Source organism: Nitrospirota bacterium, from assembly GCA_037386965.1.
Lineage (GTDB): Bacteria > Nitrospirota > Thermodesulfovibrionia > Thermodesulfovibrionales > JdFR-86 > JARRLN01.
This window is the reverse complement of the sequence record JARRLN010000013.1, coordinates 17,611-39,569: the sequence shown is the minus strand read 5'-3', so window position 1 is coordinate 39,569 and position 21,959 is coordinate 17,611. Positions and strand designations below refer to the sequence as shown.

The following is a 21,959-nucleotide window of genomic DNA, read 5'->3' as shown; positions in this document are numbered from 1 at the left end:
AAACTTAAATCTAATTTTCTTAAAATTTACCTAGAATTAATCTTGATTTAAAAATAGGAACTAGAAATAATCAACCAAAATGATATTTAAAATATTATTATGGTATTTTTATTTTTTTATTTTGAAAAAAGTTTTTTAGGTTAAATCTTTATAACTTTTTGGAAACAATCAAGGCGAATATGCATTTTTTTGAAACTGACCATTTCCGTGAAAGGCTTAGCGATAATCCTTTTGTGGAACTTCTTGCAAAAGACGATAGAATCCCCGGTAAAGATCAATTAGAGAAAGATATAGAATACGCGAGTAGTAACAAGAATTCTTTAGTAAAGAAATTAATGATATGGAGAAATAATATCGTTGCCCATAAGGGAACACATATTGTGCTTGCAAATGACAAACTGCTAAAAGATAACCCTTTAAGTTTTACAGAAATTGATGAGCTCCTTAATAAGAGCCACGAGATAATGAATAGATATTCAGATAAGTTTCGGGCTTCAACTTTTATGAAGGGCTTTCCGGGAGATGATGATTACAATTGGTTGTTGAAATTACTGAGGCTCGGTTTACAAAAATGGAGAGAAGAACGTGGTATGTGAAGGTGTAAATCATCACACGGGGCCTGTCTGTGACTTGCTCCCTCTTCCTCCACGACGGCGGAACTCTCAACAGCTCCTCACCCTTCGACAAGGGCCTTGAATTCTCGAGCATTCTCGAACATGAAGACGTTATTGAACATGACGTAGCCCCCGGTCGGGCTGACGAGGTTTCTCAGCCTTTCCAGGTCTTCTCTGGAGTATCTGTACCTGTAGCCCCCGATGCCGTGGAGCCGGAAGTAGCCGAAAGCTCCCCACACGGCCCGGGATGTGAAGGGGTCAACGGCGTGGACGAGGTCCAGTTCCTCGCAAAGCTCCCGTATCTCCCCTTCCTTCCACCTGCCCCGGGGCTCCCAGGCGAAAAGGAGGCCGTCCCTTGAAACGGAGGAAAAAAACTTCCTCATGTTCCCCTTGTTCTCCGCCCGGGAGGCGAAGCTCGCCGGGCACTGGAAGACGACCACCCTGGCGTTGAGCATCTCGGCCGCCCGTTTTGTCCTTTGCCAGGCCTCGAAGACCTCGGGGGTGGGACGGAAGGAGCCGTAGTTCTTCTCCCTGGATGCGGGTATCTGCTCCCTGAGCTTCCTGTACGTGGGGCTTGAGGGCTGGTGGGTTATGAGCTGCCAGGCCTTCAGGGTAAACACAAAGCCCAGCGGGGCTGAGGCGCGCAGCCTCTGAAGCGTGGACTCCCTCTTCGGAGGCTGGTAGAAGGTCCGCTGAAGCTCGACCACCCCGAGGGCTTCGAAGTACCTCTCTCTGGCCACCGGGAAACCGCAACATCCTACGCGTATGTCCATACCCCCTCGGGCCTCCGGGACTCCCGCCGCTTATCGTCCTGCCCGCGGGCCAGATTAGATTGTATCACCTTCCGGCGGCGGGGCAGAAACCCTGCCGGCGTGGTCCTATCCGCCTCCGCCCTCCGTCTCCTGCACCGGCAGCCGAATAATTGTTAAAATACAAAAGCGGGGAGGGAGAGGTCCCTTCTCGCGAGCGGGGTCCCCCCAGGGGGCCCGCCCGGAGGGGATGCCGGGGAAGACGGGGGATGGGACATGAGATTCAAGATAACCCTCATCGGAGTCCTTCTGCTCATCGTGAGCGTCGTCATCACGCTGAACTTCTTTTTCCACCAGAGTTACGAGTCCGAGATGGCCACCCAGATCAACCGGCAGCAGCTCATCATCGCCAAGACCGTGGCCTCTTCCGTGGGCGACACCCTTGAACACCTGAGGACGGAAGCCGTTTCCCTGGCCGGGCTCCTGGCCCAGAGGGGCTTGGACCCCAAGGGCCTCGATGAGTACACCCGCTTCGCCCTGTCTAAACTCGATAACGAGATAAACGTCCATGTGACCCTCTACGACGGGGACGGCCGCCGGGTTTACTCGACCGGGGATGTGGGTGTGGCAGAGCAGGCGGAAAACAGCTTTGAGCAAGTGAAGGACCTTCCTTCGGGGGAGGTCTACATGGAGGACAATACCGAGGACCAGCGGAAGCTCGTGCTGGTTACGCCCATCTACGGGAAAAACGTGCTTATGGGTGCCGTGCTCGTGGAAGTCAACATAGACGACATCACCGGCAAGTTCCTCACGCCCGTGCAGGCGGGGGAGCGGGGGTACGCCTGGATTATGAACGACCGCGGCACCCTTGTCTACCACCCCACCAAGAGCGACATGGTGGGCAAGAACATCTTCAAGCACGACAACTATTGTTACCAGTGTCACACATCCTTCAACGCCGAGAAGGAAATCCTGAACTCTCCCAACGTGGGCTTCAGCTCCTACATCGCCCCCTACGGCGAAGACAAGCTCATCGCCTTCTCGCGCATCGAGGGCCTGGGGTGGATAGTCTGTGTCTCCATCCCGTACTCCGAAGTCACGGCCAGCATCTCCGACAGCATGGTGCTTCAGTCCATGCTCGTTATCGCCATTTTCGCCTCTACCATCGCGGGAGCGTTCTTCATCGTCCTCATAAACAAAAGAAGGATAAGGGCCGAGGCCAAGGCCACCTATGCCGATAAGGTGAGGGACTACGCCCTGGAGCTTGAGAGCGTCGTGCAGGAGAGGACGAAGGAACTGAGAAGCGAGAAGGAGAAGCTGGATGCCGTCATCGGCTCCATCGAGGCGGGGATGGCTGTCCTGGACGAGGACGGCACGTGCGTGTGGATGAACAAGGTGCTGCGTGGATGGCTCTCGGACGAGCAGTTGAAGAGGGGCACGCTGGAGGACATCTGGCAGAACGCCGGCATCACGGGGGAGATCAGAAACGCCGTGGTCGAGGACCGGTTGATACAGCAGGTCGTCTCCCTGAACACGGAGAAGAAGAAGGGCTTCTTCCAGATGTCCCTGACCCCCCTGCATTCCCCCGACGGACGCATCCAGACCCTCCTGCTCCTTCAGGACATAACGGAGCTGAAGAAGGCCGAAGAGCAGCTCATGCAGTCGGAGAAGCTCACCGCCCTGGCGCGCCTCTCGGCGGGAGTAGCCCACGAAATCGGAAACCCCCTGACCTCCATCTCCTCCTATGTCCAGATTCTGAAGGGCATGGAGTTCGACGAGTTTACCGCGGAGGCCATAGACACCATATACAAGCACATCGGCCGCATAGAGGCCATCGTGAAGAACATGGCCAGCTTCACCAAGACACGCATGGAAGATGTCCGTCACCTGAGCATCAAGGAGCTTCTGGCCTCCACGGTGGAGCTGGTAAAATACGACCGGCGGACGAAGAACATCTCCATTACCGTGGAGGGGCCGGACGACCTTCCGCCGGTGAGGGTGGACGGCAACCAGCTCGTGCAGGTATTCATGAACCTCATCCTCAACGCGGCCGACGCCATGCCCGACGGGGGGCAGCTTGCCGTCGTCGTCGGGACAGACGAGGGCGAGGTGGAAATCGCCTTCCGCGACACCGGGCAGGGCATAGACGAGAAGGATTTCGACAGAATTTTCGACCCCTTCTACACGACCAAGGACAAGGGAACCGGCCTGGGGCTCTCGGTCTGCCAGACCATCGTCAGGAGCTTCGGGGGCGACATATCCTTCGAGAGCGAGGCGGGGAAGGGGTCGACGTTCCGAGTGAGGTTGCCTATAAATGAAAAATAATGCGCACAGGATCCTGATAGTGGACGACGAGCGCGACATCTGCCGCGCGCTGGAATTTCTCCTGAGCAGGGAGGGCTATGAGGTCGAATCCGCCGAGAGCGGAGAGGAGGCCATGGAAAAGGTCCGTAAAAAGGACTTCGAACTGGTGATGACCGACCTCAAGATGGAAGGGATGGACGGCATCGAGCTTCTGGAGAGGGTCAAGGACATTTCGCCGGGCGCCATCGTCATCCTCATGACGGCGTACGCCACCGTGGAGAACGCGGTGGACGCCATGAAGAAGGGGGCCGACGACTACATCACCAAGCCCTTCAACAACGACGAGGTCAAGCACAGGATCAGGAAATCCCTGAACGGCCGGAGGCTGGAGATGGAAAACCAGGTCCTCTGGAGGGAGCGGAGCAACCGCCTTCGGAGCAACAAGTTCCTCGGGGATTCGCCCCAGGTCCGCGAGATATTCGACCTGGTGGAGAAGGTGGTGTCCACGAAGAGCAACATCCTCATCTTCGGCGAAAGCGGTACCGGCAAGGGGCTTCTGGCGGAGATCATCCACCAGAACAGCCCCCGGGGCGGCAAGCCCTTCATGGCCATCAACTGCTCCGCCATCCCCGAAACGCTCCTGGAGAGCGAGCTTTTCGGCTACAGGAAGGGTGCTTTTACCGGCGCTACCGCCGATAAGCCCGGCCTCCTGGAGGCCGCCGACGGGGGGACGGTCTTTCTCGACGAGATAGGGGACATGCCCCTGGCTCTTCAGTCCAAGCTCCTGCACGTGTTGGAGACGGGGGAGGTGCTTCCCCTGGGGGACACCCGCCCCCGGACGGTGGACGTGCGCATCGTCGCGGCAACCCACAAGAACCTGGACGAGGCCATCAAGGGCGGGGAGTTCAGGGAGGACCTGTACTACCGCTTGAACGTGATAGAAGTGACGATACCGCCCCTCAGGGAGAGGAAGGAGGACATCATCCTTGTGGCCAGCACGTTCCTGGAGCGCTTCGCCGAGGAGCATGGAAAGAGGCTCGACGGCATCGATGAGGCCGCGATGCAGACCATCCTGGAGTATCCCTGGTTCGGGAACGTGCGGGAGCTGAGAAACGCCATGGAGCGTGCCGTGGTGCTCTCGACGGGAGAGAAGATTTATGTCGAAGACCTCCCGGAGAAGGTCCGCACCTACCAGGCCGCCCACGCCGCCGGGCTCAAGGACGCCCTGAACTACTACGAGAGGAAGCTCATCCTCGAGCGCCTCGCCCACCATGACTGGAACAAGGACGAGACGGCCCGGGAGCTGGGGATAGACCTGGCGACCCTGTACAGAAAGATGAAGAAGCTCGGCATCAACGTCGAGAAAGGAAGCTGAGGCAGGCCGGGAAGAACTTTCCCCCTGATTCGAGGCAAAGGAGGAGGGCCCCAAAAGGGGCCCTCCTCCTTTGGTCCTTCGGACCGCTCCTTCCTCCTCAGGTGGCCTCCCTCATCGGGTGTGGCACCGGTCGCACTTGTCGGAGGCGAAGGCCACCGAGCCGTTGTGGCAGTCGCCGCAGTACTTGCCCCGGGAGATGTCGGCCATGGAGATGGCCGCCGCGTTGAGCTTCATGGGGAAGGACTCGGGGTGGCACTTCCCGCAGTCGAACATGGCCGCGTGCGTCGCGTGGTCGAAGAAGGCCGGCATGGCCGAGGTCTTCATCTGCATGACGCCCATGTTATGGCAGTTGTTACAGGTCTCGCCGATGATGGTATTGCTCTTGTGGGCCTTCATCCCGTGGCACTGGGTGCAGTGAAGCCCCATGGAGCCGTGCGTCTCGTGGGGGAAGGCCTCGTTGAAGGCGGCATAGGGGTGGCAGCCGAAGCAGGGCAGGGCGGCAACGCCCCCCTGGGGCGCGGCGGACTCGGCGGCCGGCTTGGCGTCGGCAACTTTGTGGTTGCTTTCGGCCTCGGGAGCGAGGAAGTTGCATCCTGCCAGAAGGGCCACCACGAAGAGCGCGGCCGTTATGGTGCGGAGTGTCGTCATATCCTCACTCTTCCTTGTTGTCCTTGTACAGCAGTTCATACTCCAGGGGATGCTTGTGCTTCAGTTCCGCCAGGGGTATCCGGCCGGTCAGCCAGACCCAGCTCATCGGGAAGACCTCCGGCTTGAGGTGCTCGTTGTAGAAGTGCCAGAACAGGATGAACACGATGGCCAGGAGCGCTTCGTCGCTGTGCATGATGGCCAGGAGCTGCCATACCCAGCCGCTGATGGCCTGGGGGAAGAAAGTCGACATGAAGATGGGGAAGGCCAGGCAGAATCCCGAAAATCCGATGATGAACATGCCCCAGAAGACCGCCCAATAGTCGAACTTCTGGGCATAGGAGAACTTGGCGAACTGCGGCTTCGTCTTGACGACGCCCAGGAAGTAGAGGAAGTTGTGGACGACGTCCTTGACGTCCTTGGGCAGGGGGATAATCGTGGTTTCCTTCCGGAAGAGCCTGAGCTGCCCCTTGTACTTCCTGTACGCCAGGTACACGAGATGGTACGTGAAATCCGCGATCATGGTGACGCCGGCCACCCTGTGGATGATGCCCGCCGTCTCCGGGCCGCCGAAAAGGCGGATGAGCCAGTGGGAGACGTCCACCTGCGCGTACTTGAGGCCCCAGCCCGTGAAGGAGAGGGTGAGAAACGTGGTGAACATGACGACGTGCTGGATCCTGAAATGTATGTCAAATCTCTGGACTTCGGTCTGTTCGTTTTTCATGCGGTTTCCTCCTCCTCTTCCTCCTTCTTCTTTTTTGCTTCAGCCGGGACCCTGCGGAAGAACGTGTCCCTGATGTCCGCATAGGCCTCCAGGATGACGTGCATTACCGTAAAGGCGATGACGGACATGGTCAGAAGGATAAGGCCCTTCTCCGCGTAATGTGGAATGGGGCCCACTTCCTGGTGCGTGATGGCTGCGACGAACTTCTGGTTGGCCCCTTCATGGCATTTGCCGCAGGTCTTTATCTTGTTGGCGCCGAACACGGGAGAGGTCGGGTCGTCGCTGGCCTTGACGTCATGGTAGCCGTGGCAGTTGATGCAGGTGGGGGCGCCCGTGTGGCCCAAGGCGAGCTTCTTGCCGTGGAAGCTCTCCTCGAAAGTCTTCATGACGTCTCCCTCGATATCGTAGGAGGCGGCGACCCCGCCGTTTCGGTGACAGGTACCGCATGTCTGCACGACATTGGCCCGGTTGACGGGAGACGTGCTCGCGTCCGAAGCCAGCACGTAGTGCGGGCTTCCATGGCAGTCCACGCACAGGGCGCCGTCCGTCTTGCCTTTCTCGACCACATTTTCCCCGTGCACGCTGCCCAGGACCTTCTCATAGATTTCCGGATGGCACTTGGAGCAGGCCGCCATGGCCACGGGGTCGGCCTGTGCCTTGGGCCGCACTTCCTGCGCTATTTTCTGCACCTCGGGGCTTACGTACCCCGAGGGTGCCGCATGAGGGTTGCCGGCGTACTTCTCGTGGCAGTCCGTGCAGGAGAGGAACCCGTGGACGGACCTGTCGAACCGTGCGGGGTCAACCCTGAGGTTCACCTCTCCCTTCTCACCCGTGACGGTGCCGACGCTGGCGTTGTGACAGACGATGCACCCGGAATTCACACCAGCCGCGGCCACTATGGGCAAGAGGAGAAGTGCTGCGCACATCAGAAGAAAGGTATGAGTGGCTTTCATCTACGCATGTCTCCTTTACGCGTTTTTTAGTTTACGGTGGCCGCGGTTTGCGATTCCCGCTGCTTCCTCCGGGGCCACAGGGTCGAGGTGAGCGCGTCCCCCGCCAGGGCCAGGACCATGCCGGCCAGGGAACCCGCCACGATGCTCAGCGCCGCGGTGCAGAAAAGTCCCAGTATGATTCCCGAGGCGATAAGCGCCCGCGTCAGAATCCCCGTCTCGATAGGCCCCCCCGTCAGATGAGACAGCAGGACAACCGTTGCGTAGCTCCCGAAGTACAAGCCCGGAACAATGCCCAGGAGCACGAAAATTATCCCGCCGACTACGGCCCCCACGCGTCTGCCTGCCTTGAGCGTGGAAAACCTGTCCTCCTTCATCCGCATCCCTCCTTTACCTTCTTTATTTTTGGGCAGATTGTAAAGTGCCCTTAACGCTTTTCGCCGGGAAGACCACCCGCCTTGTCATGGGCCCGGGCCCGGGCTGCCTTTACGGACTCCGTCGCCAGGCCGACGAGCCATCCCAGGGCGCCTCCGGCGGCCAGGAAGACCAGACCCGCCACCATCACGCCCGTCAGCATGCCGATGACGATGAGAATCCTCGGCAGAAGCGACGGAACCGCCCCGGCCCCGAAAATCAGATTCGCCATGTTCAGGCCCAGAACCCCACCGAGGAACGCCCCCGGAAGAAGTCCGAAAACAGCAAAGAGAGCCAACCCTACGCCCGCCCCGATGAATCCCATTCTCGTGGCCAGAGACTCTTTCATGGTGTGCCTCCTTTCGCTTGGGTCCGCTCTTGCCATACATGGAGCATCATCCGTGCCAGCACGGAAGTGCGCGAAAGAAAAGAAAGAGGAGCACTATGGCTTTGCATTCGGGCAAATTGTTTTGCAATTGTGCAAGCCGAGGCTGGGAGAGGGGGAGGTCTCAGTAGATGAAGGTGGCCGGGTCTCTGTACTCGTGACACCTGTCGCAGAGTCCCTTGGCCCCTTCCTTGCGGACGACCCAGGTATGGGGCTTATGGCAATCGAGGCAGGTGAGGGAGGTTACGGCCAGGTGTTTGCCGTGCACGCCCGCCCTGACCTCGGGGCCGTGGCACTCTCCGAGGCAGTCCTTGCTCTCGACGGTCAGGATGCGGTGGGGGTGGTGGCAGTCGTAGCATTCCAGCTGGGACATCACCCCGCGGGTGGGGATGTCGTCATGGCAACCATAGCAGCGCTTCGAAGAGGTCATGTGCTCGGCAGCCTCCGTGAAGCTGTGGCAGTTGAGGCAGTGAAGCCCCGCCGTGCCCATGCCGTGGACGAGCTTGTCCACGTGGCATTTCTGGCAGCGGCTGGAATCGACGTTGAAGCGGTGCATCTCTCCCACGTGGCACTGCCGGCAGGAGATGCCCTGCATGAAGACGTGGCGGGCGTGGCCGTAGCTCTCCCGGAAAGTGATGGAGCCCTGGGTGGCGGCGCGGCTGTGGCAGTTCTGGCAGACCTCCCAGGGGGCCTTGCGGCCGTGCTTCTGGTCGATGTCTTTTTTGCCGGCCACGTAGTATGCCACAAGGAGCTTGTTGCCCTCTATCATGCTCATCCTGTGGCACTCCTGGCAGATGAGCGTGTAGTGCTTGCTCTGCTCCCAGGAGCGGTAGCCCTCCTCGGTCATGTGGCAGAGGGAGCAGAAGGCAGGGTCTTCTTCCATGAAGCGGTAGTACTTGTAGGCCGTGACGACACCGAGGACCGAGATGATGGCCACAAGCACGATGATGCTGGTCTTGTGTTTCATGACCCCAGGAAAGAGAGGAAGCGGTAGACGATGAAGGAGAAGACCATGCCCAGGAACGCCCCGAAGGAGCCGAGGAAAAGGAGCACGAGAAGGAAGAGCCCGTAGACGAGGATACTGTCGGGAGAGACGTTCAGGGAGAGCAGCGCCCCGAGGTCGTGGGCTATGGCATCACGCCAGGTGCCCTGAAGGGCATCGGCGTAAATGACATCCATCAGCAGCGCCACCGTAATGGCCAGCAGGGCCCCGGCGACGGCCCCGGCGGTTATGATTTTTTTCCCTCTCTGGCGCGAAAGCTCCATTTGCGGTCACGGGACGGCTTCCCTGCGTCCCGTCCGGCACGGCGCCGGGTGCTTCCTCCCCTCTCCGGCCTGTACGGCCTTCTTATTGTGATGGAAGGCGGGCGGCGTGCAACTCCTTGAGCCACCCGGTCCACTCCGTAAGCCCCTCCCCGGTCTTGCAGGAGACTTCGAAGACCCTGAGCGCAGGGTTCAGGGAAAGGGCGTCTTTCTTTATTTTACCAACATCGGCGTCCACATGGGGCAGGAGGTCCATCTTGTTGATGACCAGGGCCTGGGATTGCTGAAACATGAGGGGGTACTTCAGCGGCTTGTCGTGCCCCTCGCTGAGGCTGAGAATCATGGCCTTGGCGTGCTCACCCACCTGAAACTCGGCCGGGCAGACAAGGTTGCCCACGTTCTCTATGACCAGCATGTCAAGGGCGCCCAGGTCCATGCCCTCCAGGGCCTCGCGTACCATGCTGGCGTCCAGGTGGCAGGCTCCGCCGGTGTTGATCTGTACGACCGGCACTCCCAGGCCGCCTATCTGCTCGGCGTCGTAGGTCCCCTGGATGTCCCCTTCCACCACCCCTATGCGCATCTGCTTGCCCAGACGCTCGATGCTCCGCGCAAGGAGGGTGGTCTTGCCGGCTCCGGGTGCGGACATCAGGTTCACCACGGTGGTGCCGCTCCGGTCGAACACCTCCCTGTTTTCCATGGCCAGACGGTCGTTGGCCTCCAGGATGCGGGAAACCACGTTAATCTTCATCTCATTGCACCTCTATCTGGGTAACGTCCAGCTCCCGGCCCGCGTCCAGGCGGAAGTCCGCGCCTCCGCAGTGCGGGCAGGCGAGAATGAACTGCTCCGTCGTGCTGAACCGCCGGCCGCATTCGGCACAGACGCCCCCGAGGGGTATTTCGGTGATTCTCAGGACGGCGTCGCCCGCCCCGGGGATGTCTCTTTTTACGAGGTCAAAGGCGAAGGCGAGGGCATCGGCCAGGACCCCGGAGGCGCTTCCCACGCGTACATCGATGGACTCTATGGTGCTGTAACCGGCGTCGCGACACTGCTTTTGGGCTATGTCCAGGATACCGAGGGCAAGGGAACACTCATGCATCAGGCCTCTTTCTTCTGCCGTTTCCTTTCCCTGTCGTACGCCTCTTTGCCCGCGTCGACCGCGGAGCTGACCACGCTCTTCTTGTCCTCCAGGTAGTCCTTGCCCTTCTCCACTGCGGCGGACGCCTTCTCCGTGGCATCGTGAGCGTACCGCTCGGCCCTGTCCTCGAACTCGTCGGCGTACTCATGCAGCCTTCTTCTGGCCTCAGGGCCCGAGAGGGGCGAGAGCAAGAGGGTCAACCCGGCCCCCACCAGTCCGCCCAGCAGAAAGGAGAACATGACCGAACCAGCTCCGAACCCGCCTTCCTCTTTCATAAGCTCCTCCTCATCTCCTCAGGATATTTCTGACAAGCACGTCCAGAGCGGTGCGCACCCCCACCTTGATGCCCGCCACCCGGAGGGAGGCCTCGGTGGACAGGTCGCCCATCATCTCCCCCAGTTCCCTCAGATTGCGGGCCACGAGGGTGAGGGAGGAGGAAAACCGCTTCAGGTCGCCGCTGACGGCACCGATGTCGTCCGTAATGGCGCGTATGCTCTTCAGGGTCTCTTCCATCTCCTTGAAGGCCGCATTGACGGAGGTCTCGGTGTTTCGCAGGAACTGCGCCGTCTGAGACACCGTCCTCTTCAGCTCGAAGAGGGTGGCTATCAGGAACCCGACCCCCAGGGCCACCAGGACGGCTATTATCACCAGAATTGTCTCTGTCATGACCTCCACCGAATTATATCACAGTGTTTCCGTGCATTGTATTACTGTGCTCACCTTTTGTAAAGGGCTCGAAAAGGCCTCGCCGCCGGTGCTGCGCGGCGGGGCCGCCCCGGCGGAGGGCCTCCTTTGCAAGCCCCCGAAGCTTGTGATGTATAATCATAATCATGCGTTACGTCATCCTGGGCACGGCCGGCCATATCGACCACGGCAAGAGCTGGCTGGTGCAGGCCCTTACCGGAATAAATCCCGACCGGCTGAAGGAAGAGAAGGAACGGGGCATCACCATCGACCTGGGTTTCGCGGACCTGGAGTACGAGGACCTGGTCATCGGCGTGGTGGACGTGCCGGGGCACGAGCGCCTGGTGAAGAACATGCTGGCAGGGGCCGGGGGCATCGACATCGTCCTCTTGGTCATCGCCGCCGACGAGGGCATCATGCCCCAGAGCCGGGAGCACCTGCACATCTGCAACCTCCTCAGGATAAAGACGGGGCTTGTGGCTATAACCAAGGCCGACCTCGTGGAGCCCGAGTGGCTGGAGCTGGTGGAGGAGGAGGTACGGCAGTTCGTGGCCGGCACCTTCCTGGAGGGGGCCGAGGTCGTGCCCGTCTCGGCCAAGTCGGGGTTCAACCTGGATGTCTTGAAGCAGAAGATTCACGACCTTGCCATGGGCATGGAGCCCAAGCCCACCAAGGGCATTTTCCGCCTGCCCGTGGACAGGGTGTTCACTCTCCGGGGCTTCGGCACCGTGGTGACGGGGACGGCCGTGTCGGGCTCGGTGGGGGTGGAGGAGGTGGTGGAGATCCTCCCGCGGAACCTGAGGACGAAGATACGCGGGCTGCAGAGCCACGGCAAGGCCGTGACGAACATCCATGCCGGCCAGCGGGCGGCCCTGAACCTTCAGGGTGTGGAAAAGGAGGACCTCAGGCGGGGCGATACCCTGGTGGCGCCCGACAGGTTCACGCCCACGTGGGCCATCGATGCCAAGCTCGAGCTCCTCGCTGCGGCCCCCATACTGAAAAGCAGGGACCTCGTGCATTTTCACCTGGGAACGGCCGAGAGCGTGGCCAGGGTCATCCTCTATGACGCCGAGGAGCTCCGCCCGGGAGAAAGCCTGTACTGCCAGTTCCGCCTGAAGGGGATGCCGGTGGTCGCCCAGTCGGGGGACAGGTACATCGTCCGCCGCTTCTCCCCCGTGGAGACCATCGGGGGCGGAGAGGTGCTGGACCCCTCCCCGCATCGGCGGCGGAAGAAGGAGGGCCTTCTGGACCTCGAAGTCTTCGAAAAGGGGGAGCTTGCCGAGAAGATAGCCATGAAGGTCCGGAAGGCCCGGCTCGGGGGCATGGACAGGAAGGCCATCGAGGGGTGGGTCAAGGCGGAGGTCCCCGCCATCGGAGAGGCCCTGAACCGCCTGACGCAGAAGGGTGTGCTCCTCCGGTTCGAGGAGCTTTTCCTTCACCGGGACGGCTTCGCCGCCTTCAAGGACGAGGTGCTCCGGCGCCTCCAGGACTTTCACCGGAGAAACCCCCTCAGGGCCGGCATCCCCAAGGAAGAGCTGAGGGCCCGCCTGAGGGTGCCCTCGCGCGTTTTTTCCCAGCTCCTTCAGGCCGTGCAGGAGGTGGAGCAGAGCAAGGAGATAGTAAGCCTCAAGGGGTTTGCTGCCGCGGCCTCCGAGGAGGAGAAGGCCCGGGTGGTGAAGGTCCTGGATGAGAAGGGATACCAGCCCCCCTCGGTGGAAGAGCTCTCCAAGGAGGTGGGCATGGGCGTGAAGCAGACCTCCGACCTTCTGAAGCTCCTGAGCAGGGAGGGAAGCGCGGTCAGGATCAACGATTCCATGTACCTCGGCAAGAAGGTCTACGACCGGATGCTCCAGGCCCTGAAGGCCCACTTCGGCTCAAAGGGAGAGATGACCGTCTCGGAGTTCCGGGACATCCTGGGGACGTCAAGGAAGTACGCCCTGCCCATCCTGGAATACCTGGACTCGAACAAGATAACCCTGAGGGTCGGGGATGTCCGAAAGCTCCTTCTCAAGTAGGCCCCTGTGGTATGCCCTTGCCCTGTGGCTTGTCCTGTCCCTTTTCTCCCTGGCGGAGGCCGCGGAGGTGCAGGTGCCGGACAGCCTGGCGCCAGTGGGCTCGCCGGTCATGCTCGAGGCCCATACGAAGGGGATGTTCTTTGCCAGGGGGGGCGAGGAGGTGACTTTCTATGTCGACGGAAAGAGGCTGGGGGAGACCCTCTCCGGCGCGGACGGCATTGCCTATATGGAGTTCGTTCCCCGGCGGGCCGGGCTGCACACGGTGAAGACCGCCTCGGGAGAGGCCGAGGGGGCCGGCCTGCTCCTGGTGCTTGAGAGAGGGGCGCGCATCGTCTTGGTCCATGTGGAGGGCGCCCTTTTCAAGGGGCCGCTTACGAAGGAGCCCCGGCGGGGAAGCGTGGAGGCGGTGAAAAAGATATCGGAGGCCTTTCCCGTGCTCTACGTGACGGCCCTGCCCCTGGGACGGGGCGCCCTGAGGGAGTGGCTTCGGGAGAACGGTTTCCCGGAAGCCCCCCTTCTTGACTGGAACGCCGGGGGGCTTCCGGGATGGATCAAGAAGAAGGGCTTTGCCGTACGGGCCGTCATAGGAGACCCCGAGGTGGCCGCCGGGGCCGCGGAGCAGGGGCTTCACGCTTTCAGTTTCGAGCAGGCCGAGGGCGCAAGAAAAGTAAGGAGTTGGAAGGAGGTGGCCGAGGACCCGGCCTTCCGTCCGAAGAAGCAATGAGGGTTATCGAACTATTCTCAAGCATCCAGGGGGAGTCCACGAGCCAGGGGTTCCCCACGACATTCGTCCGGTTTTCGGGCTGTAACCTCCGCTGCTCATACTGCGACACCACCTATGCCTACGAAGGAGGCCGACAGTGCAGCGTGCAGGAGCTTCTCGACGAAGTGCAAAAAAGGGGCCTTCAGCACGTGGCCCTTACCGGCGGGGAGCCCCTCCTTCAGGAGGGGGTGGAGGAGCTCGTCTCGCGCCTGGCCGAAAGGGGGCACGTGGTGCTTGTGGAGACCAACGGCAGTGTGGACATCGGCGGGGTGAGCCGCCCCTCCAAGGTGATTGTTGACCTGAAGACGCCGGGAAGCGGCATGTCCCACCGCATGGACCTCGGGAACCTGGGGCGCCTGAGGCCCCAGGACGAGCTGAAGTTCGTCCTTACGGGGCGGGAGGATTACGCGTGGGCCAGGCAGTTCGTCCGGGAGCGCGGGCTGGAACAGAGCACGGTTCTCTTCTCCCCCGTCTTCGGCGTCTTCGACCCCGGGGAGCTGGCCCGCCTGATGCTTGAGGACCGGCTTCCGGTGCGGCTTCACCTTCAGCTTCATAAGTACGTCTTCGGCCCGGCACGCCGGGGGGTCTGAGGGGGCGGTTTTACGTGCGGCTTTTCAGGTACATGCGGAGCTCGTGCCGGAAGTTGTCGCTGAATGCGGCCTCTTCCCTCCCGGGGGCCGGGGGCCTGTCCACGGCCTCCAGGATATCACCGATTTTCCAGGTGCGGATTTCTTGAATCTCGTCCCGGTTGAAGGTTATCGCTCCGTCGAAGGTGCAGGCGAAGGTGTAGACAAGCTCCGACTCGTAGGGGTTCGCATGGATGTAAGAGTACAGGTACTCCAGCTCGGGACAGTCGGCCCCGAGCTCCTCCCGCATCTCCCTGCGGGCGGCGTCATAGACGTCCTCCCCCGGTTCCACGTGCCCGCCCACCGAGGTGTCCCACTGCCCGGGGGCGACGTCCTTCCGTAGAGAGCGCTTCTGCAAGAGGAGCTCCCCCGTGCGGTTAAAGACCAGCACATGGACCACACGGTGCAAAAGCTCGGGGTTGCCGTGGATTTCCTCCCGCGGTGCGGTCCCGAGGACGTTTCCCTGCTCGTCCACGATTTCAAGGAATTCTTCTCCCTCGTATTCTCCGGGCGTCCTCATGCAGTCATTATATCCCGTCGGACCTTCTCTGCCAAGGCCCTCGTGCGTGATGAAAGGGAGCCGTATGCTTCAGAAGACGAGCCGCAGAGACAAGGACGCATACAAGCGCAAAGTAGCAAGAATGGCCATAGCACACACGTAGAGTTAGTGCCATGCGTCCCTTGCCACACACTATTGTGACACGTCTTACCAGAGAGAAACGTCCAAGGAGCGGGCAGGGGCGTGCAGGCACAATGTATGACGGGATATCGGGCCCTTACAGGGCATGACTTGCATGTGGCACCGTGATTGCTAAGCAGACATACACGCATAAGCTGTGCTGTATTAGCATTTAGTAGAAAAGAAGTTGCTATCGAGCCCTATAATGTGTATAGTACACAAAAGCCCTGCCCGGGTGACGACCGTGAGGAGGCAGCCTATGCCGGACGAATTATACGACCTTCAAAGAGACATTCGCTCGTGGATATCCCGCCGCAAGTTTCAGAACTTCTGCCGGAAGCAGCCGAAGTTCTCCGTCCTTCTGGTGGCCAGGAACCCTCTGCTTGTACACTATTTCGTAAAGCTCCTGGACGAGTGCGCCGAGGACCTCTTTCTGGCCGAGGGCGAGGATGAGGCTCTCTCCCTGGTGCAATCCAACTCCCCGGACGTCGTTATCATCGACGACGTGCTTTCCGAAGCCGTTGCCCTGCCCCTGCTGGACAAGATGCGCCGGACCCATCCGGACACCATGGTCCTCTTCCTCCGCACCCCCGGCCGGAAGGACGACGTCGCCCAGGGCGATAACGTATTCGTCATCGAGAAACCTTTCGAGCTCAGGGAAGCGGTGAACACTCTGAGAAAGGCCCTTCGGCATATGGTCCGGGCGGCAAAGGGGACCGCTTTAACGAAGCACCGGGACGATTCTCTCCGGGACACCGTCAGGCCGCGGTAAGCTTTTCCCTCGCCGTCTCTCCTCAGGGAAAGTTCCCGACCGGTTCATTTCAGCTCACGTACCAATGTCCTAAGGTGCACGGAGTATAAGGTATTTTCAAGGCTTCAATGCGAAGATAAAAACTGACTGGTTAGTACTAACTGGTTAGTATCTCCACGTTGAAAGAGCGGAAAGACCTTCTTTCGTCGTTTGACTCCGGCATTGGTGTCTGAACCCCATCATGCTCCCCGTAGTATAATGACAGCGTTTCCACCGGCCACAGCAATCCCGTCGAGGAGGAGAAATGGCCATCCTAAACCGGAGGGAGGTCGCCAGCTGGTGTCTCTATGATTTCGCCAACTCCACGTACTCGGCCGTCATAGCGGCCGTCGTCTTCCCCGTTTTTTACACGACCCACATCGTGGGAAACGAGCACGGCCTGGGCGACCTGTGGTGGGGGAGGGCCGTCTCTTTGAGCATGGTGACGGTGGCCCTCTCTTCTCCCCTGCTCGGCGGGCTCGCGGACTTCGCGGGCCTGCGCAAAAGGTTTCTCCTGGCCTTTACCGTCCTGTGCATCTCGTGCGTGGCGGCCTTCAGGGTCCTTGAGCCGGGGATGGTGCTTGCCGGGTTTGTCCTCATGGTCTTGGCCAACATAGGGCTGGAAGGGGGGGTAGTCTTTTACAACTCCTTTCTGCCGGCCATCGCCCCCCGCCGGTATCAGGGCAGGGTGTCCTCATGGGGCTTCGGCGTGGGCTATGCGGGCTCCATGATTTCCCTGGTACTGGCCATCCCCCTGGCCGGCCGGGGTCTGTTCGCGGAGGTCTGGCTCATGGTCGCCGGCATGTTCGCCCTTTTCTCCCTGCCCGCTTTTCTCTTCCTCCCCCCCGACGAGAAAAAGGCCTCGCTCACGGGCTCGGCCCTGCGGGGTTTCAGGCATACGGGACGGACCCTGAAAGGAGTCCTCCGCAACAGGGAGGCGGCAAAGTTCCTTGCGGCCTATCTCCTTTACGCCGACGGCGTGAGCACCGTCATCGTGTTCTCCAGCGTATTCGCCGCCACCACCCTGGGTTTCGAGACCGGAGAGCTCATTGGCCTCTACCTCGTTGTGCAGGCCACGGCCCTCGTGGGGGCCTTTGTCATGGCCCGGCCGATGGACTACTGGGGGCCCAAGAAGGTGCTGACGGGGTCCCTCCTCCTCTGGACGGCGGTGTGCGCCCTGGCCTTCTTCGCAGCGGGGAAGGCTTTCTTCATGGGTGTGGCCGCAGTGGCCGGCCTGGGGCTGGGGACGGTGCAGGCCTCATCCCGCGCTTTCTACGCGCAGTTCATCCCCGAGGGCAATCAGTCGGAGTACTTCGGGGTTTACTCCATGGCCGGTAAATCCTCGGCCGTGCTGGGCCCTCTGCTTTTCGGGCACCTGTCGGTGACCATGGGGAGCCAAAGGCCCGCCATCCTGGCCATCGCGCTTTTCTTCCTGGTGGGATTTACCTTGGTACAGTTCATCCGGGGAGGCGGCTCAAACGTCGGCGAGGGTCAAGCCGCTCCCTGACGAATCCGCATGCATCTGCGTGGGGAGGACCGGCGAAGCGGAGGCTAGTCCGAGAAGACGGCGGTATCGAGCCCCTGTGTCCGCTTGATGGAGACCGCCTTCTCCCAGGCGGCGTCCCTGGATGAAAACCCCTGGGCAAGAAGAACATAGTGAATCCCTCCGTCTTCGCGTATGAAGACCTGGATGCCTTTTCCCGAGAGCCGCCTCTGGAGCTTCACGGCGTTGTCCCGGGCCCGGAAGACGCCGAACTGAACGTAATACTGGGCCTTCTTGGGGACAACCCTGGGCCGCGAGGGCTTCTCGGCGGGCGGGGCCGGTGGTGGGGCCGCCTCCTCCTGAGTGACCGGAGGCGCCTCCGCCCTCTCGGGTGCCGGGGCTTGGGTCTCGGCCTCGGGTTGAGTGTTCAGGGCCGGCTCTTCCGCAGGGGGGGCCTGGCTCTCCTCAGGCAAGGCGGTAGGCTCTTCGGCGCTTGGACCCCTGCCCTCCGGCTCGGAGGGCAATACTTTTTCGGCCACGCCCTTGAGCCAATGCAGCCCCGGGAAGCTCACCCCCTGGAAGAGGTCGGGGAAGAAATACAAGGTGGCGCCCGCCGCGCCGGCACCGACGAAAAGGATTATGAAAAAGGCCAGGACAAGGTTTTTTGCCCGCGAGGGCCGCACCCGCGCCGTGCTGTACCGGGCCCGCTTGAGAGGGTCCTCCCATTCGGGCTCGGGCTCGGGCGTTCCGGCCGGCTCCTCTGGAGGAGCCTCCTCCTCGGGAAGCTCTTTGCTGTCGAAGGCTCTCAGAAGCTCGTCGTCATCTTCTGCCTGCTCAGGGCCCGGCGGCGTCTCCTCCATGTCGTCAAGGGTTGACTCGAAGGAGAATTCCGGCAGCTCTTCCTCTTCCCCGGCCTTTTCCGACAGGCCCTCGTCCGGAGTCCCCAGGTCTCCCTGCCCGGAGAGCTCCGGCAGTTCTTCGTCCGATGACTGTGCTTCGGGAGACCCGACCGAGAACTCCTCCTCCGGCTCTTCTTCATCCTGCTGGAGAGGTCCTCCCAGAACGACATCGCCCGGCTCGAGGTTCTCCTGCTCCTCGCTTTCATAGTTCAGCGAGAAGGACTCTTCCGTGAACTCGCCGGACGGCGCGGAGGCCTGCTCCTCTTCGGCCTCCGTCGAGGCGCTCGTGAAGTCCTCGAAGGAAAACTCCGCGGGGCCGCCGGAGGCCGGCTCTTCCCGTGCGGGCTCTCCGGGGACCGTTTGTTCGGTGATGTCCTCCGGCGTCTCATCGAAGTCCTCCAGGGAGAACTCCGCCGGGGCTCCCTCCGGCTCCGCCTTTCCCGGGCCGGGGGACTCCTCTTCCAGGTCGGTCATATCCCCCATCGCATCCATGGCTCCGGCCCCCTCGGTGCTGAGCGTATCGACCTCTTCCTCGTCGATACTGTAGACCCCCGGTGCTTCTTCCTCTTCCGGGGCACGAGGCGCCGCCTCGCCGGCGTGCGTGCGCACGCAGGCAAGAAGGCCCTCGGGGTTCAGGGGCTTCTTCAGGAAGTCGACGATGCCGTAGAGCTTTGTATAGATGGGGTCGAACTTGCCTTCCCTCACGGTGAGAAGGACGATGGGGGTGGTCTTCGTGGACTCGCTGCCGTGGATTTGCTTGCAGGCCTCCAGACCGCTGCTGCCCGGCGTGGCGAGGTTCAGCAGGAGGAGGGCGGGCTGCATCTCGCTTGCAAGCTCGACCGCGGTGCTTCCATCGGCCGACGCCAGCACGTGATAACCCAGCCGCTCCAGTGTGTCCTTTATGGTGGAGACGGCTTCCGAGTCCTGCTCGATGACGAGAATGCCCTTGCCCTGCATGGGACTTATATTAACAGATTTTCCTTCTCAATTCGAATACTCCAGAAGCTCCCTCACCGTGACGCCGACGGCCCGCCCCAGGGCTTCCGTGTTGTATCCACCCTCCAGGGCGAAGACGGCGGGAACGTCCTTTCCCACGAGGATGCCGTGGACGATGTTCCTGATGCCCTCCTCGGAGATGCGGACCTGGGCGAGGGGGTCCTGGCGCAGGAGGTCATAGCCCGCGGAGACGAGGATGATGTCGGGGTCGAAGCCCTTGACGGCCGCGGGCAGGATGTCGCGGTAGACCGTGAAGTATTCCTTCTCCCCGGAGCCCGGCGGCATGGGATAGTTGGCGGTCGCGCCCTTTCCCCTTCCTTTGCCCTGCTCGTCCGCGGCACCGGTGCCGGGGTAGTGGGGATACTGGTGCGTGCTGAAGTAGTAGACCGTATCGTCTTCCTCGAAGGCGTGCTGGGTGCCGTTTCCGTGGTGGACGTCGAAATCGACGACGAAGACCTTCCGGTAGCCCAGCTTCTGCGCGTGCCGGGCGCCCACGGCTACGTTGTTGAACAGGCAGAAACCCATGGCCCTGTTCGCCTCGGCGTGATGGCCCGGAGGCCGCACGGCACAGAAGGCGTACCTGATTTCGCCGCGCTTGCACCGCTCTATGGCCTCGAGGACCGCACCCGCCGCATAAAGGGCGGCCTCGAAGCTCCGTTCGGAGATGTAGGTGTCGGGGTCGGCGTATCCACGCCCGTTCTTCATCTTCTCGATGTGGCTCCTGGCGTGGACCATGGCGAGCTCGTCTTCCGTGGCCTTGCGGGGCTTTATATGGACGAGGTGGTCCCAGAGGCCCGACTCCCTCAGAGCCTTGAGAATTGCCCTCAGGCGCTCCTTGTTTTCGGGATGTCCGAAGGGGGTCTCATGTTCGAGGAAAATGTCGTCATAGAGGAAGCCCACGCGGTTCATGCGGGCTCCGATGGGGGGCTCTGGCAGCGGGCGCACTCGAAGGCCAGAAGTATCCGCGTCTCCTTTTCCTTTCTCTCGGGGGGGCAGGGCCCGTACCGAAGCCGCGCAGCCTCTTCCATGGCCTCCTGGCGGGAGGGCAGGGCGTCAAGCTCCTCGGAGATGACGCGGCCCGTGGAGGTCTCCATGAGATTGGCCCGCAGGCCGTCGGTAATCACCGAGTAGGGTATCTGGTCCTCGTCCACGGCCCTGCTGAAGGCAAGGACGTGGCGCTCGCGGGAGACAAGGGCCATGGAGCACTTGATGGCCATGTAGCGCTTTCCCCGGAGCCGGATGATGAAGTCCACCGAGGCGGTGTCCTCCTTCTGGCCGGCACGGACGGTGAAGACCCTGTCCTTTTCGATGTCCTCGGGGAGATAGCCTTTCCTCTGGAGAAGCTCGCTCACGATGCTCCGGGCGTCGGAGGTGGCCAGGGTTTCACGCTCTTCGTGGCTCCGCATCTTGTCCTTGATGAGTTTCTTCCGGTCGGGATGGAGAGACATGCAATATTATAACACCGTCATGGCCGCCGTGCCGGTGGGGCCATGAACTCCGGACCCACGGGCTCGGGGATTGTTTCCGCGATAATGCGGTCTATCTCCGCCATGGTTTCCTCATCGATTCTCCAGTCGGTCACCTCCCGGACGGCGTCCATCTGCTCGGGCCGCCGGCCTCCCCAGAGGGCGATGTCCGAGCCCTGGTCCAGCACCCACCGCACCGCGAAGGGGAGCACCCCCTTGCCGCAGCGCTCCCCGGCCAGGGCCCGGAGCCTCTCGACGGCCTCCAGATATCGGCTGAAACGGGGCTCCTGAAACTTGGGGTCCACCTTGCGGAGGTCGTCCCCGGCGAATTCCCGGTCCCCGGCCATCTTTCCGGAGAGAAGCCCCCGGCAGAGGGCCCCGTAGGTCATGAGGGGGATGCCGTTTTCCCGGCAGTACGGAAGGACATCCGCCTCGATGCCTCTCTCGAAGAGGTTGTAGGGGGGCTGGCAGACATGTATGGGGCAAGTCCGGCGGAAGGCGTCCATCTGTTCGGGAGAGAAATTGCTTACCCCGATTGCCCGGGCCTTTCCGGAATCGAGAAACTCCCTCATGACCCGGCCCGTCTCCTCGAAGGGCTTTGCGGGGTCCGGCCAGTGGACAAAGAGGATGTCGATGTACTCGATGCCGAGTCGTCCGAGGGAGTCTTCCACGTTTCTCCGGAGGAACTCGGCGGAGCAGTTCCGGAAGACCATGCCCTCTTTCCAGTCCAGGCCGGTCTTGGTGGAGACGAAGACCTGGTGGCGGCGGATGTGCCGCCTGAGGGCCCGGCCCACAATCTCCTCGGAGCGGCCGAACCCGTAGACCGGGGCCGTGTCGATGACGTTGATGCCGCGCTCGATGGCCGCCCCGATGGTGCGGATGGACTGTTCCTCCTCGGTGCCGCCCCACATCCACCCGCCGATGGCCCATGTGCCCAGGGCGACCCGGGAAAGCCCGTTGAGAGAGGCGCCGGGTATGCTCGTGTATTCCATGCTCTGC

24 protein-coding genes and 1 pseudogene are annotated in these 21,959 nt (G+C 61.3%); 8 read left to right on the top strand and 17 right to left on the bottom strand.

From position 1 onward, the window contains the following. Positions 1-152 precede the first annotated feature (152 nt). Positions 153-596 (top strand): annotated as a pseudogene (locus tag P8Y39_03350) (hypothetical protein). A gap of 77 nt (positions 597-673) precedes the next feature. On the opposite strand, the gene P8Y39_03345 reads toward P8Y39_03350, so the two are convergent. Then, positions 674-1,387: a DUF72 domain-containing protein gene (locus P8Y39_03345; GenBank protein MEJ2191372.1), complete on the bottom strand. Its 714-nt coding sequence runs from the start codon at positions 1,385-1,387 to the stop codon at positions 674-676. A gap of 252 nt (positions 1,388-1,639) precedes the next feature. Between P8Y39_03345 and P8Y39_03340 the strand changes: the two genes are divergently transcribed. Both P8Y39_03340 and P8Y39_03335 read left to right on the top strand, forming a co-directional pair. After that, complete coding sequence (locus tag P8Y39_03340) at positions 1,640-3,688, top strand: cache domain-containing protein (GenBank protein MEJ2191371.1); 2,049 nt, start codon at positions 1,640-1,642, stop codon at positions 3,686-3,688. After that, complete coding sequence (locus P8Y39_03335; GenBank protein ID MEJ2191370.1) at positions 3,678-5,042, top strand: sigma-54 dependent transcriptional regulator; 1,365 nt, start codon at positions 3,678-3,680, stop codon at positions 5,040-5,042. The genes P8Y39_03340 and P8Y39_03335 overlap by 11 nt, the downstream gene beginning before the upstream one ends. 111 nt (positions 5,043-5,153) lie before the next feature. Here the strand turns inward: P8Y39_03335 and P8Y39_03330 are convergent, their stop codons facing one another. The 11 genes from P8Y39_03330 to P8Y39_03280 form a co-directional block, all read right to left on the bottom strand. Further along, the gene (locus P8Y39_03330) at positions 5,154-5,690 is read right to left on the bottom strand and encodes a cytochrome c3 family protein (GenBank protein ID MEJ2191369.1); all 537 of its coding nucleotides are present in this window, start codon (positions 5,688-5,690) and stop codon (positions 5,154-5,156) included. A 4-nt stretch (positions 5,691-5,694) separates the two neighbouring features. After that, positions 5,695-6,411: a cytochrome b/b6 domain-containing protein gene (locus tag P8Y39_03325; GenBank protein ID MEJ2191368.1), complete on the bottom strand. Its 717-nt coding sequence runs from the start codon at positions 6,409-6,411 to the stop codon at positions 5,695-5,697. Next, positions 6,408-7,364: a cytochrome c3 family protein gene (locus P8Y39_03320; protein ID MEJ2191367.1), complete on the bottom strand. Its 957-nt coding sequence runs from the start codon at positions 7,362-7,364 to the stop codon at positions 6,408-6,410. Before P8Y39_03320 ends, P8Y39_03325 begins: the two co-directional genes overlap by 4 nt. Positions 7,365-7,390: 26 nt before the next feature. Further along, positions 7,391-7,738: a hypothetical protein gene (locus P8Y39_03315; GenBank protein ID MEJ2191366.1), complete on the bottom strand. Its 348-nt coding sequence runs from the start codon at positions 7,736-7,738 to the stop codon at positions 7,391-7,393. A 50-nt stretch (positions 7,739-7,788) separates the two neighbouring features. Next, a complete protein-coding gene (locus tag P8Y39_03310) occupies positions 7,789-8,124 on the bottom strand; it encodes a hypothetical protein (protein ID MEJ2191365.1) in 336 nt (111 codons plus the stop codon). Positions 8,125-8,284: 160 nt separating this feature from the next. Further along, positions 8,285-9,127, bottom strand: coding sequence for a NapC/NirT family cytochrome c (locus tag P8Y39_03305; GenBank protein MEJ2191364.1), 843 nt, complete (start codon positions 9,125-9,127; stop codon positions 8,285-8,287). Continuing rightward, positions 9,124-9,426 (bottom strand): hypothetical protein, encoded by a 303-nt coding sequence (locus tag P8Y39_03300; GenBank protein MEJ2191363.1) that lies wholly within the window; start codon positions 9,424-9,426, stop codon positions 9,124-9,126. Before P8Y39_03300 ends, P8Y39_03305 begins: the two co-directional genes overlap by 4 nt. Positions 9,427-9,508: 82 nt before the next feature. Continuing rightward, entirely contained in the window at positions 9,509-10,171 is a 663-nt protein-coding gene (gene hypB, locus P8Y39_03295; GenBank protein MEJ2191362.1) for a hydrogenase nickel incorporation protein HypB, read from the bottom strand. A 1-nt stretch (position 10,172) separates the two neighbouring features. Continuing rightward, the gene (locus tag P8Y39_03290; GenBank protein ID MEJ2191361.1) at positions 10,173-10,520 is read right to left on the bottom strand and encodes a hydrogenase maturation nickel metallochaperone HypA; all 348 of its coding nucleotides are present in this window, start codon (positions 10,518-10,520) and stop codon (positions 10,173-10,175) included. Next, on the bottom strand, positions 10,520-10,834 hold the full coding sequence (locus tag P8Y39_03285; GenBank protein MEJ2191360.1) for a YtxH domain-containing protein: 315 nt from the start codon (positions 10,832-10,834) through the stop codon (positions 10,520-10,522). Before P8Y39_03285 ends, P8Y39_03290 begins: the two co-directional genes overlap by 1 nt. A gap of 10 nt (positions 10,835-10,844) precedes the next feature. Next, positions 10,845-11,225, bottom strand: coding sequence for a DUF948 domain-containing protein (locus P8Y39_03280; protein MEJ2191359.1), 381 nt, complete (start codon positions 11,223-11,225; stop codon positions 10,845-10,847). A gap of 164 nt (positions 11,226-11,389) precedes the next feature. Between P8Y39_03280 and selB the strand changes: the two genes are divergently transcribed. The 3 genes from selB to P8Y39_03265 are packed head-to-tail and all read left to right on the top strand — an operon-like array spanning position 11,390 to position 14,611. Continuing rightward, the gene (gene selB, locus P8Y39_03275; protein ID MEJ2191358.1) at positions 11,390-13,258 is read left to right on the top strand and encodes a selenocysteine-specific translation elongation factor; all 1,869 of its coding nucleotides are present in this window, start codon (positions 11,390-11,392) and stop codon (positions 13,256-13,258) included. Then, positions 13,233-13,982 carry a hypothetical protein gene (locus tag P8Y39_03270; protein MEJ2191357.1) on the top strand — a complete coding sequence of 250 codons (750 nt, stop codon included), beginning with the start codon at positions 13,233-13,235 and terminating at the stop codon, positions 13,980-13,982. Before selB ends, P8Y39_03270 begins: the two co-directional genes overlap by 26 nt. Beyond that, positions 13,979-14,611: a radical SAM protein gene (locus tag P8Y39_03265; GenBank protein ID MEJ2191356.1), complete on the top strand. Its 633-nt coding sequence runs from the start codon at positions 13,979-13,981 to the stop codon at positions 14,609-14,611. Before P8Y39_03270 ends, P8Y39_03265 begins: the two co-directional genes overlap by 4 nt. A gap of 10 nt (positions 14,612-14,621) precedes the next feature. Here the strand turns inward: P8Y39_03265 and P8Y39_03260 are convergent, their stop codons facing one another. Next, a complete protein-coding gene (locus P8Y39_03260) occupies positions 14,622-15,167 on the bottom strand; it encodes an NUDIX domain-containing protein (protein MEJ2191355.1) in 546 nt (181 codons plus the stop codon). Between the two features lie 418 nt (positions 15,168-15,585). Between P8Y39_03260 and P8Y39_03255 the strand changes: the two genes are divergently transcribed. Together P8Y39_03255 and P8Y39_03250 are read left to right on the top strand one after the other, a co-directional pair. Further along, positions 15,586-16,098 (top strand): response regulator, encoded by a 513-nt coding sequence (locus P8Y39_03255; protein ID MEJ2191354.1) that lies wholly within the window; start codon positions 15,586-15,588, stop codon positions 16,096-16,098. A 283-nt stretch (positions 16,099-16,381) separates the two neighbouring features. Then, the gene (locus P8Y39_03250; protein ID MEJ2191353.1) at positions 16,382-17,623 is read left to right on the top strand and encodes an MFS transporter; all 1,242 of its coding nucleotides are present in this window, start codon (positions 16,382-16,384) and stop codon (positions 17,621-17,623) included. A 44-nt stretch (positions 17,624-17,667) separates the two neighbouring features. Here the strand turns inward: P8Y39_03250 and P8Y39_03245 are convergent, their stop codons facing one another. The 4 genes from P8Y39_03245 to P8Y39_03230 are packed head-to-tail and all read right to left on the bottom strand — an operon-like array spanning position 17,668 to position 21,952. Further along, the gene (locus P8Y39_03245) at positions 17,668-19,455 is read right to left on the bottom strand and encodes a response regulator (protein MEJ2191352.1); all 1,788 of its coding nucleotides are present in this window, start codon (positions 19,453-19,455) and stop codon (positions 17,668-17,670) included. 27 nt (positions 19,456-19,482) lie between these two features. Beyond that, positions 19,483-20,403: a histone deacetylase gene (locus P8Y39_03240; protein MEJ2191351.1), complete on the bottom strand. Its 921-nt coding sequence runs from the start codon at positions 20,401-20,403 to the stop codon at positions 19,483-19,485. Further along, a complete protein-coding gene (locus tag P8Y39_03235; protein ID MEJ2191350.1) occupies positions 20,400-20,942 on the bottom strand; it encodes a type I restriction enzyme HsdR N-terminal domain-containing protein in 543 nt (180 codons plus the stop codon). The genes P8Y39_03240 and P8Y39_03235 overlap by 4 nt, the downstream gene beginning before the upstream one ends. A gap of 17 nt (positions 20,943-20,959) precedes the next feature. After that, the gene (locus P8Y39_03230; GenBank protein ID MEJ2191349.1) at positions 20,960-21,952 is read right to left on the bottom strand and encodes an aldo/keto reductase; all 993 of its coding nucleotides are present in this window, start codon (positions 21,950-21,952) and stop codon (positions 20,960-20,962) included. Positions 21,953-21,959 lie beyond the last annotated feature (7 nt).